At 51.3% G+C, this 12,475-nt stretch carries 6 protein-coding genes; 5 read left to right on the top strand and 1 reads right to left on the bottom strand.

From position 1 onward, the window contains the following. The 5 genes from QCH34_RS01010 to QCH34_RS00990 all read left to right on the top strand — a co-directional run. Positions 1–384, top strand: a 384-nt coding sequence (locus tag QCH34_RS01010; RefSeq protein ID WP_300328620.1) for a rubrerythrin family protein, incomplete at its 5' end; no start/stop codon positions are given. Positions 385–441: 57 nt separating this feature from the next. Then, the gene (locus QCH34_RS01005; protein WP_300328615.1) at positions 442–1,473 is read left to right on the top strand and encodes an AI-2E family transporter; all 1,032 of its coding nucleotides are present in this window, start codon (positions 442–444) and stop codon (positions 1,471–1,473) included. 36 nt (positions 1,474–1,509) lie between these two features. After that, positions 1,510–2,673 carry an FAD-dependent oxidoreductase gene (locus QCH34_RS01000; protein ID WP_300328612.1) on the top strand — a complete coding sequence of 388 codons (1,164 nt, stop codon included), beginning with the start codon at positions 1,510–1,512 and terminating at the stop codon, positions 2,671–2,673. Positions 2,674–2,834: 161 nt separating this feature from the next. Next, entirely contained in the window at positions 2,835–3,809 is a 975-nt protein-coding gene (locus QCH34_RS00995; RefSeq protein ID WP_300328609.1) for a PAS domain S-box protein, read from the top strand. A 105-nt stretch (positions 3,810–3,914) separates the two neighbouring features. Next, positions 3,915–10,925, top strand: coding sequence for a PAS domain S-box protein (locus tag QCH34_RS00990; protein ID WP_300328606.1), 7,011 nt, complete (start codon positions 3,915–3,917; stop codon positions 10,923–10,925). Here the strand turns inward: QCH34_RS00990 and QCH34_RS00985 are convergent. Continuing rightward, positions 10,910–12,475 (bottom strand): PAS domain S-box protein (locus QCH34_RS00985; protein ID WP_300328603.1); only part of this gene is annotated, 1,566 nt, incomplete at its 5' end. The genes QCH34_RS00990 and QCH34_RS00985 overlap by 16 nt on opposite strands.

Genomic DNA, 12,475 nt, shown 5'->3' with positions numbered 1-12,475 from the left:
TTCCGTGCAGCCTCCCAGGCCGAGGAGATCCATGCCCGCCGCCTCCTGAGGGTTGCTGGTTTGATCAAATCAACAGCTGATAACCTGAGTGGAGGGATCGAAGGGGAGACGCATGAATTTACGACGATGTACCCGGAGTTCATCAAGCGTGCCGGTGAAGAGGGAAGAAAGGATGCCGAAATCACCTTCACCCATGCGATGAAGGCAGAAGAGGTGCATGCCGGTCTTTATAAAGAAGCACTTGAGGCCGTAACAAAGGGATCAGATCTGAAGGCAGATGAAGTGAAGATCTGTCCCGTATGCGGCAATGTCTTCATCTCAGCTCCTCCGGAAAAATGCCCGATCTGTGGGGTTCCCGCAGGCAGTTTTCAGGTAGTGGAATAAAACCCTCAACCTTTTTCAGCAAAGCTTCAAATACCCTCCCTCCGAATGTCTTGTGATATGAGCCTGAACTGGAAGTCGGCTGATCGTGTCTCGCTTGGTATTATTGCACTGATAGCTCTGATCACTTTCCTTGCGTTTTTTCCGCTGTTGCAGGTGGTTGTCCTTGCCCTTTCTGTTGCTGTTGTGCTCATTCCATTCCAGGAATTGCTCTCAAAACGGATCAGCCCTGCCCTTTCAGCCTTCTTCCTGACATTTATGGTCGTCACGGTCGGCTTTCTTGCCATTGTCATCACCTTCAATGTGTTGTACCAGAATATGGATTACCTGATCTCTCTCATCTCAAGCGTCCTTGGAAGTCTTCGGCCTGAAGCAATCCCGGATCTCCCGGTCCAGTTCTCAGTTTTTAGTATTGACGAAATGATCGATAACGTCCTCCTCTCGGTTAAAGATGCTCTCTTCGTCTATCTCTCCCTTATTCCGACACTCGCAATCCAGCTCCTCCTCTTCGTCCTCGCACTCTCCCTCTTCATCTATTCAGGACCTGGCTTAAAATCCGATTTTCAGAAGATGATCCCCGAAAATTCCCGGAAAAATGTCATGGTGATCTGGAAACGCGTCTATGATACACTCTACTCGATTTATATCGTGCATTTCTCAATTGCCATCCTGACATTCTTCCTGGCAATTCCGTTCTTCTGGATTCTCGGATTCGACAATATCCTCTTCTATTCGGTTCTCTGTGCTCTCTTTGCACTGATTCCCTTCCTTGGACCTTCTATCATCCTTCTCTTCCTTGCTCTCTATGCCCTCTCAATCCGGGATTTCAAGGCGTTGCTTCTGATCATCTTCATCGGATATCCCCTCCTTGGCGTCTTCACTGATATCTATCTCAGGCCTGTCATGATGGGCAAACGGATTGAGATCCATCCGGTTGTCATCTTTATCGGGTTCTTTGGCGGTATGGCGACGATGGGGCTTGTGGGATTCATCATCGGCCCGCTCCTCCTCTCTCTCTTGATCGGCGGATACCAGATTGCCGTCCAGGAGCTTGGAGGGGTGCCTGCCCCCGGCATGGATGCTGATACATAGCAAAGAATAACTGGTATCCGCGTCTATCCACAAACCATGAGCGAGATCATCGTTTATTCAACGGAACGGTGTCCATACTGTGCGATGGTAAAGGCGTACCTGGGTAAGAAGGGTATTCTTTATACCGCCATTGATGTCGGGAACCCGGAGAATATTGAAGCGGCAAAAGAGATGATCCGGGTCTCCGGCCAGCGGGGGGTGCCGGTCACAGTCATTGATGGCGAGGTGATCATCGGCTTTGATACTGCTGCTTTCAATGAGATCTTCGGGGCAGAAGAAGGTGGCGGTCTCTATGACCTGATCATCATCGGTGCCGGGCCCGCCGGGCTGACGGCTGCCGTCTATGCGGCACGGAAGATGATGAAGACCCTCGTCATCTCTGAGAATATCGGGGGGCAGTCGAATGAGAGCTGGGCTATTGAGAACTACATGGGGTACCTGATGATCACCGGCACCGATCTGATGGCGAAGTTCGAGGAGCAGGTCAGATCCCAGAGTGTCAATCTGGAACTGGATCGTGTCTCAACCCTCCATAAGCAGGACGATGGGATCTTTTCCCTCTCTACCGAATCGGGGATTGCCTATACTGCGAAAACTATCGTGATCGCCTCCGGAAAACACTCACGGATGCTCGGTGTCGAGGGGGAGAGCACGTATCTGGGGAAGGGGCTTTCTATCTGTTCCACCTGTGATGCCCCTCTCTACCGGGATAAGGCGGTAGCTATCGTTGGTGGTGGAAATTCGGCGGTGCAGACTGCTCTTGAGATGGGAAAGATCGCAACTGAGGTTCATCTGATCGTCCGGAGCAGCATCAAAGCTGATGCGGTCTTCGAGAGCCAGCTGGCTAATCTTTCGAACCTGACAATCCATACCGGTTTTGAGGTTGCCCGGATCGGCGGAGATAAGTTTGTCCGTTCAATTACTATCAGGAACAGATCGACAAATGATGAGGAGCGTATCATGGTTGAGGGGATATTCATTGAGATCGGGCTTATCCCAAATACCGGGTTCCTGAATGGATTCCTTCAGATGAATGAGCTGGGTGAGATCATCGTCGATCAGGACTGCCATACCAGTGTTGAGGGAGTCTATGCTGCCGGTGATGTCACCTCGATTCGAGGGAAACAGATTATTATTGCAGCAGGAGAAGGTGCAAAAGCGGCGCTTGAAGCACATGAATTTCTGATGAAACAGGGTTGATAGCGAATTGACACGCGATGATTATGTGATAGCTGACCGGGACTCCCTCATAGATGTCGGGCTTTCTGATCTGATGGCTCTGGTATACATTCCTCTTTCCGGGGATACCCGGTTACGGAGACCGCCTCCTCACCGGATCACGTTGAAAATGGGGTTTTGGAGTGACTGATACTCCCGGATGGGTAATCCCATCCCTTCTGGTGAGCACAGTCTTCTGCATACTCGTAAGCTACCTCTCCTTTTCATCGGGTTTTTTCATCATCATCCAGAATCTTTATTATATTCCGATTATCATCGCCTGCATCTACTATGGCTGGCGTGGTCTGCTCTTCTCAATTATTCTTGCCTTCTGCTACCTTGCGATGTTTGCTTCATTCACCCTCGTTCATGCACTTCTTCAGGAGGCAATAGTCAGGGTAGTTTTCTTCTCGATTGTTGCGGGAGTCATCACGGTGCTCTCCCGGGTGAAAGATGAAGCAGAGACAGCTCTCCGTGATAGCGAGCTCTTCAACAGGACGCTCATTGAGCACCTGCCTGATTATGTCATTCTCTATGATCCGGATGGCCGGATTCAGTACATCAACCCCTCCACTGCTGTTGCGCTTGGATATACGGTTGAGGAGATAATTGGCGATCATATCTTCTCATTTGTCCCGGATGAATCCCACGATATTCTCTGGAAAAAACTTGCTGAACGGAGCATGGGGAGGAAGGTCTCTCCATACGAGCTCAGGATCAGGAGAAAAGATGGCAGGCTGCTGACGGTACTTGTCCAGGGCGCATTAATGCAGTATGAGGATTCACCATCCACTCTTGTCGTGCTGACGGACATTACCGGGCGAAAAATTGAAGAAGAGCTCAGAAGTGAAGCATTTTCCCAGATTGAAGATAATATGTACCGGCTATCGATCCTTAACGATCAGATTAGAAACCCCCTGTCTGTCATATCCGGGCTTGTTGATCTGGAGCCCGGACCTCATGCAGATCAGATTCTTGAGCAGATTGACGAGATCAATCGGATCATCACGCTCCTTGACCTTGGAGTGCTTGAATCAGAGTCGATCCGGTCATTTATGAGAAAACACGATCATCTCACTGATATCGATCGTCTGCCGACAGAGTCAGCTGATCAATAACTCTTCAGCGAGATGTATCCTCTCCTTCATTCCTCCTGAGATGGCTATGCCATATCCAATAATCTCCGGAAGGGGAACAACAGTCATCCATACCTTTATGTAAGCATGGGAAAGTATCATTCATCTGGACTGATACCGGTGGATGAGAGAGGCTGGGAACCACGGACGTACGGGAAGAGACGAGAAGCCGATCAGGATGCGGCTCCATCTCCGGGTCATCATGTTTCATTGGTCCCTGCAATCCGGCAGCTTACTGATATCAAGCCGGGAGATCACCTCTGCTTCATCTATGAGTCTGACGAGGAGCACCGGGAGGTAATCACTGAATATATCAGGCACGGCCTTGAACACAACCAGAAGATCCTCTATATCGCGGATGAGGGGACAAACGAGCAGATCCCCGGGGACCTCAGTGATGACGGGCTTGATCCGGCCCCTTATCTTCAAAGCGGACAGCTTCTGATCCTGTCCCTGCAGGAGACCTGCCTGAAAGGTGGATCATTTGATCCCGAGGCGATGATCCGGTTGCTGTCAGCGTCAACAGATGCCGCAGTTGCAGAAGGATACGCTGCACTCAGGGTAACTGGTGAGATGACCTGGGCCCTCCGCGATTTGCCCGGAGCAGATCGGCTGATAGAGTACGAGAACCTTCTGAATGCCTTCATCCCGGATAACCTGTGTATCGAGCTCTGCCAATATGATCGCCGCAGGTTCTCCCCTGAGATCCTGATCGATGTAATCCTGACCCATCCTCATCTTATTATTGGTGTTGATATATACTATAATGCCTATTCCATCGAGCCGAATCTTTTTGGCGAAATCAATCGCAAATCCCACTTTCTGAACCAATGGATTCAAAATCTCAAGACAAACCGGCGCCTCGTCGCCTCTCTTGAACACGAGAGGCAACGTGCTGATACGTACCTGGATATTGCCGGTGTGATGATCGTCGCCCTTGACAGGGATGGAACGATACTGCTTGCTAACCAGAAGACGGCAGAGGTTCTTGGCATCCCTGAAGAGGACCTGATCGGAGAAGACTGGTTTGCGACTGCTATTCCAAAACAAATGCGTGATGAAGTGAGGGATGTCCATTCAATGATCATCAGTGGAGAAGTCTCTGCAGTTGAGTTTTTTGATAATCCGGTGATCACGAGGTCAGGTGAAGAGCGGATCATCGCATGGCATAATGTCATACTCAGGGATGAATATGGTTCCATTGCCGGGACGCTCAGTTCCGGAGAGGATGTGACCGAACTCCGCAATGCTGAAGCTGATAGGGCGAAAGACCATGATGATCTCCTTGAGAGCGAGCACCGGCTCTCAGATATCATCAACTTCCTCCCTGATGCCACCTTTGCAATAGATGAGAAAGGGGTGGTGATCGCCTGGAACCATGCGATCGAGGAGATGACGGGCGTTCCTGTAGCGGAGATGATCGGGAAAGGCGACTATGCATATGCAATCCCGTTCTATGGCGAACGGCGGCCGATGCTGATCGATCTCGCCTTCAAGGATGATCTTGAGCTTCAATCCCGGTATGATCTCCTGAAGGAGATGCCTGATGCGATTGAGGCTGAGACGAAATACGCACAGCCAAAGGGGGAGGATCGCATCCTTTGGGCAAGGGTATCCCCGCTGTACAACCGGAACGGGGAGTATAGTGGTGCGATTGAGACGATAAGGGATATAACACAACGTAAAAAACGTGAAGAGGCAATTGCCAGAAGCAAACATCTTCAACAGCTTATCCTTGCATCAGTCCCCGATATCCTGATCCGGTGCAATGCCGAGGGGAGGTATCTTGATATCCTGACACCTGATGATGAGCGGCTTGTGCTGCCACGAGATGAAGTGATCGGAAAGACCGTCACCGAGGTGACATCTGAGGAGATTGGCGGAAGGGTTATTGCGGCGATTCGCCTTGCCCTTGAGACAGGGGAGTTGCAGGCGATTGAGTACCCCCTCACAGTTCCTGCCGGAACGCTCCATTTCGAGGCACGTATTGTACCCTATGCTGATGATGAGGTGATTGCTCTCATCAGGGATATAACCACTCAAAAGGAGGCAGAGGATGCGCTCCATGAGCGGATCAAGGAACTCTCCTGCTTATACCAGATCTCAGCTGCAATCGAGCATTTCAACCTCACGGAAACAGAGGTGCTCCGAAAAATCCTTGAGATCATCCCGGAGGGTTTCCAGCACCCGGAGAAGACTCATGTCCGGATCACAATCGATGATTCCATCTACACGGACACCGGCTATACATTGACGAATTGCTCTCTTGTCCGTGAGATCCCCATTCACCAGCAGGCTGGTGGTACGATCACCGTCTGCTTTGATGATGAGTATGAGCCCCTTACAGAAGAATCCGTCATGCTCAGGATCATTGCAGAGCAGATCGGCCGATATATCGAACGGGTAAGAAATGTTGAGAGGCTTCAACAGAAGAATGAGGAGCTCGCAGGTGCTGAAGAGGAGCTCAGATCCCAGTTTGATGAGCTGGTGGCAACCCAGCAGCAGCTCCGGGAGAGCGAGGAATATACCCGAACTGTACTTGATAATCTCCCGATAGGCGTTGCTGTGAATTCGGTTGATCCAGAAGTGAACTTTGAGTACTTCAACGAGAACTTCTTCAGAATCTACAGGACAACGGCAGATGCCCTCAAAGCCCCTGATGCCTTCTGGGATGTCGTCTATGAAGATCCGCACTTCCGGAGTGAGCTGAGAGAACGGGTGACATCAGATTCGATCAGCGGCGATCCGGATCGAATGGTGTGGGAGGATATCCCGATTACCCGGGAAGGGGAGAAGACGACCTATATTAGTGCGAGAAATATTCCGGTTCCGGGGAAAGATCTGTGGATCTCAACAGTCTGGGATGTGACGGGCAGGGTGGAGGCGGAAAGGGAGATTCAACACCGTCTGGCATTTGAGAGTATGATCTCCGGTATATCTTCACGTTTTGTAACAGAATCTGATGTCGATATCGCAATCAACAAAGCACTCGGTGATATCGGTGAATACTGTGGAGCATCCCGCTCATATGTTTTTCTGATTGCTCCTTCTGGAGAAGAGATGAGCAATACGCATGAATGGTGTGCTGATGGGGTTCCCCCGATGATTGAGACGCTCCAGAAGAATCCGACCAATCTCTTCCCCTGGTGGATGGAACAGCTGAGAATGGGTGAGAGCATCCATCTTCAATCCCTTGATTATCTTCCTCCTGAAGCAGCAGCCGAGAGGGCGATATTGGAGCTGCAGGGGATAGAATCATTGATCGTCCTACCCCTTCACATTCGATCCGGATTAGCCGGTTTTATCGGGTTTGATAATGTTGGAGGAACGAAAGACTGGACCGAGAAGGATGTTCATCTTCTTAAACTCTCCTCTGAATTGATCGGATCTGCATTGGAACAAAAGCAGGCAGAAGAGCAGATCCTCCTTCATATCGGGCGGACAGAGGCGCTCCTTGCACTCCACAGGATAGCAGGTTCGACAGAAGGGGAGCTGATGGATTCTGCCCTCAATGCCAGCCTTCGGATGACCGATAGCGGCTATGCCTTCATCGGGCTCATGAATGAAGATGAATCGGTCATGACGGTGCATGCATGGTCACATGATGTGATGGAGGGTTGTCGTGTCGGAGGTACGCCAATTCAGTATCCAATTGAATCTGCCGGTGTCTGGGGTGAGTGTGTCAGGACCCGCAATCCTACCATCATCAATGACTATGCAGCTCCTCATCCTGCAAAACATGGATTGCCGGAAGGGCATCTTCCGATCTCCCGGTACCTGGGTGTTCCAATCCAGCATGGTTCCCGGATCGTCGCTATCATTGCTGTTGCCAATAAGGAGGATGATTACCTGGACGATGATGTCTCTGCACTGGTGACACTTGGGAATCTGATGGGCGAGCTGATCTTCCGGCAGCGTGCTGAGGCTGCTCTCCAGGAGAGCGAAGAGAAGTACCGGCTGCTTGTTGAGAACCAGCAGGATCTGGTTGTAAAGACCGATAATGAGGGAAAAATCCTCTATGCTAACCCTGCATACTGCCGTCTCTTCGACAAAACCGAGGCTGAGATTCTTGGCACTCACTACATGCCGCTTGTCCACCCTGATGATCAGGAAGTGGTTGCGGCGGCGGTTTCCCGGCTCTTTGAACCTCCTTATGAAACCTCATATGAAGAGCGGGCAGAAACACGATATGGATGGCGTTGGATTGCGTGGACGGCGAAGGCGTGGCAGGACGATCAGGGGCAGATCATCGCACTCGTTGGAACCGGGCGGGATATCACCGAACAGAAAGAAGCAGAGGAGAAGCTACGTCAGTTCGACTGGATCGTGGAAAAAGAGCTCCCGCCAGCCGAAGCCTCCACCGGTGAATCGCCACCGGTTTATGGGGATGTGACCCTCCTCAACACGAGCCGCATCATCCTTGATGGCATCGGGGTAGATCATCTCGCCCGGATGGCTACGGATGTTATGCTCCTTCTTGATACTTCGCTCGCCGTCTATGAATCAAACGGCGACTATGCATACGGCGTCTTTAAGTCATCCTGGTGCCGGTTCCTCGATGAAGCGGCTTTCAGGCTCTGCGGGGTAGAGGATGCAGAGCAGGCGCTCTCCTCAGGGAGATGGCTCTGCCATGAAAACTGCTGGAATGAATCTGCAAAAACCGCAATGGAATCCAGAGTGCCGACTGATATCGAATGTGTCGGAGGGATCAGGCTTTATGCAGTCCCGATCTTTGCAGGGGGAGAGGTGATTGGTGCGGTCAACATCGGGTACGGGAATCCGCCAAAGGATGATGCCACCCTGCGTATGCTTGCCGGGAAGTATAAAGTCAGCTTTGATGAGCTTCATAAGAAGGCAAATGCCTATAAGCCACGCCCCGATTTTATTATTGAACTTGGGAAGAGGCGATGCCAGTACATGGCAGAGATGATCGGCGGGATCATTGAGCGGAACCGGGCAGAAGAATCACTCATCCTGAAGAATGCTGCCATCGAATCTTCGATCAATGGTGTTGCCATTGCTGATCTCTCTGGTATTCTCACCTATGTCAATCCTGCCTTCCTTGCGATATGGGGATATGATACTCCTGATGAGGTTATTGGACGGCATGTTGTCTCATTCTGGCGATCTGAGGAGGCTGCGGCGCAGGTGGTTGATATGATCCAGCGGCATGGGTACTATAGCGGAGAGATGGAGGGTATTGTGGAGAATGGAACCTCAGTTCCCATCCAGCTTCAGGCGGGCATCGTTCATGATGCCTCCGGCACCGCTGTCGCCATGATGGGATCATTCATCGATATCACTGATCGAAAGAGATCCGAAGATGCACTGAAGAAGAGTGAAGAGCGGTACCGGTATGTATCCACCATCATCACGGATTTTGCCTATTCATGTCTGAAGGAAGATGGAGGTGACTACCAGATAGACTGGATGGCAGGTGCTACTGAGCAGATCACCGGGTATGGGATCGACGAGGTGATTGCTGAAGGGTGCTGGGGCTTCATGATCCATCCTGATGACTGGCAGATCTTTGAAGATTCGATCCTCTCACTTCCTGAAGGCGAGTCCTCGGAATGCGATCTCAGGATCATCAGAAAGGATGGTAACATCAGGTGGCTCTCTGCGGAAACCCGGTGTATCCATGATGAAACCGGCAGGAGCCGTATCTATGGCGGCTGCCGTGATATCACCGAGGAGAAGACTGCCCGCCTTGAGCTTGAGCAGAACCAGGCACGGCTTGAGCTTGCTATGGAGGCGGGTGGTATCGCCTGGTGGGAGATGGACTGCCTTACAGGAGAGGTCGCGTTCAGCCCACGGAAAGCAGAGATGCTCGGCTATTCTCCGGATCAGTTCTCCCATTATACCGACTTCACAGGACTCCTGCATCCTGACGACCATGAGATGGCGATGGAGGCGATGCGGGATCACCTGGAGGGGAGAGCAGAACGATATGAGGTCGAATATCGAATCCAGAGCAGCGAGGGTGAATACCTCTGGTTCCGTGATATCGGAGCGGTAACAGAGCGTAATAAGGAAGGCGCTCCCCTGAAGGTGGTAGGGCTTGTTGTCAATGTCACCACAATGAAAGACGCTGTCGAGGCCCTGCGTGAGAGTGAAAAACGGTTCAAAACACTCTTTATGGGCTCCCCCGTTTCTATCATTATCCATGACAGGGATACCGGCGAGATCATAGATGCGAATCCCAAAGCCTGTGAAAGTTATGGTTGCTCTTCAGTTGAAGAACTAAAAGCACATGACTTCTGGCTGGACTCACCCTACTCTTTCGAAGATGCATTGAAATATATCCGGAAGGCCGCATCCGAAGGGCCGCAGGAATTTGAATGGCTTAACCGTTCTGTGAGTGGAGAATTCTTCTGGGAGCAGGTTCGTTTGTCGTCGGTGGTCATCAGTGGGGTGAAACGCATCCTTGCTACGTCTATTGATATCACCGAACGCAAAAAGGCGGAGATGGCCCTGCGGGAGAGCGAGGCCCTGCTCAGTACAGCCGGGCGGATGGCGCATTTTGGTGGATGGAGTGTCAATCTCAATGAAAACAGGGTGATCTGGTCTGATGAGGTGGCGAGGATTCATGGCATGGAGCCGGGTTACTCACCCTCCATTGAAGAGGGGATCAGCTTCTATGCCCCCGAGTGGAAAGAGAAGATAACACGTGTCTTTGGCGATTGCGTCCGAAATGGCAGTCCCTATGATGAGGAGATGGAGATCATCACCGCATCTGGAGAGCGGAGATGGGTGCGAGCCACCGGAGAAGCGATTATGAACGAATACGGCAGGATCATCGGGGTGCATGGAGCGTTTCAGGATATTACGCAGAGAAAGGAGGCTGAGGAGGCATGGAAGAAGGCATATGCCCAGATCGAGGATAATATGGTGCAGTTCTCGGTTCTGAATGACCAGATCAGAAACCCGCTCACAGTGATCATGGCATTAGCCGATCTTGAAGGAGGGGAGTCTGCGGAGAAGATCATCAAGCAGGTGAAGGCAATTGATCAGATCGTCACCCTCCTCGATCAGGGGGTGCTGGAATCCGAGTCGATTCGGAAGTTTATGAGGCGGCATGATCAGCTTTCAGGCTGATCCTGATCCTCTGTTCCCGTCTCATCTTTTATTCTCCGCCAGATGCCATCCGGCACCCTGATCTCAAATCTCGCCCCCTCTCCAAAGACTCCGTTCTCGGTGATGGAGATGCCGGTTATTGAGAGGATCTCACGTGAGAAGAAGAGCCCTAAACCGGTATTTTTGCCATAGCCCCTTCGAAAGATCTTCTCCTTCTTTTCATCCGGGATTCCGGGTCCGTCATCTTCCCAGGTGATCACCAGCAGATCATCCTGCTCCTCACACTGGATTTTTACCCCGGTTGCCCCCTCTGCATAGCGGATGGTATTCTCCATCAGGTTCGAGAAGACCTTCTCGATCATCGGATCAGCAAGCACCTCATACCTGCCACAGCTCTGCCGGATCGGGATCTGATCCCCTCCGATCTCCCCGATCATCTCCTTAATATCCAGCCAGGCCGGCTTTTCAGCACCAAGATTCTCATATATCCGGGTAAACTCAATCTGGCGCTGGATCATATCTGAAGCCCAATGGATCTTCTCCAACATGGAAAGCAGCTTTTCATCACCATCTGCCTCTTTTTCAGCAAAGGAGAGGAAACCTTTCTGGACCATAATCTGGTTCAGGATATCGTGGCGGGTGATCCCTGAGAGGAGCTGGAGCTTTCTGTTCACGATCTCAAGTGCATCCTCTGCCTGCTTCCGGCTGGTGATATCAAAAATAAACCCATCAAGATACGTGATCCCGCTATCCTGAGAAAAAATCCGCCCCCGCTCCTGCACCCATCGCATGCCCCCGTCCCTGTGGATGATCCGATACTGGATATCCCATGGCTCTCTGGCAGAGAGTGATCTGTTAATCGATTCCCGGACATCTCTCCTGTCATCGGGATGGATGATACTCTCGTATGTCCGGACGGAATTTCTGATGAAGTCGGTGTATGGATGCCCGCTGATCTCCTCGATCCGGCTATTCATGTAGATCATTGTCCAGTCTTCATCAGGCAGGCACCGGTAGATGACACCGGGAACATTTGCAACCAGGGAGCGGTACCGGTTCCTGCTCAGCTCAAGTGCCTCTTCAGCATCCTTTCGCTCGCTGATGTCCATAATCTGGACAAGGTATCCTGTTATGCCCTCCTCTGGATCCTGCATCGGGGTGATCAGCACATCCAGCCAGATTGTTCCACTCCGGCTGGTTCTATAGAGGCTGTTGGCTTTGACCTTCTCAAAATCAAAAAGAACCTGGTACCGAACGGATTCTCCTGCACGAAGCCGCTCTTTATCCTCTTCTCCGACATTCGGGTCATCAAAGAGAGAAAAACCCTGGATTTCATCAACGGTCTCGATCCCAAAGAGATTCAGGCAGGCGGGATTGGCATGAGAGAGTCTCCCCTCTGCTGTATAAAGCTCAATTCCAATCGGAGACTGATCATATATGGCATGATAGCTCCTCTCGCTCTTCCTGAGCTCGCTTTCTGCCCGCTTTCGCTCCTTCACCTCCCTGAGGGCCAGATCTCTCAATTCACGGGCTGAATGGATCTCACTATCCAGTTCGGTGACATCCTCAAT

It is taken from the genome of Methanocalculus sp. (assembly GCF_029762515.1).
Taxonomy (GTDB): domain Archaea; phylum Halobacteriota; class Methanomicrobia; order Methanomicrobiales; family Methanocorpusculaceae; genus Methanocalculus.
The sequence above is the reverse complement of the archived record's forward strand: the minus strand, read 5'-3'. Positions and strand labels throughout refer to the sequence as shown.

What these genes read in the sequence shown, in the direction of transcription:
- QCH34_RS01005 (WP_300328615.1), top strand. Translation starts at nt 442, where the DNA reads ATGAGCCTGAACTGGAAGTCGGCTGATCGTGTCTCGCTTGGTATTATT.
- QCH34_RS01000 (WP_300328612.1), top strand. Translation starts at nt 1,510, where the DNA reads ATGAGCGAGATCATCGTTTATTCAACGGAACGGTGTCCATACTGTGCG.
- QCH34_RS00990 (WP_300328606.1), top strand. Translation starts at nt 3,915, where the DNA reads ATGGGAAAGTATCATTCATCTGGACTGATACCGGTGGATGAGAGAGGC.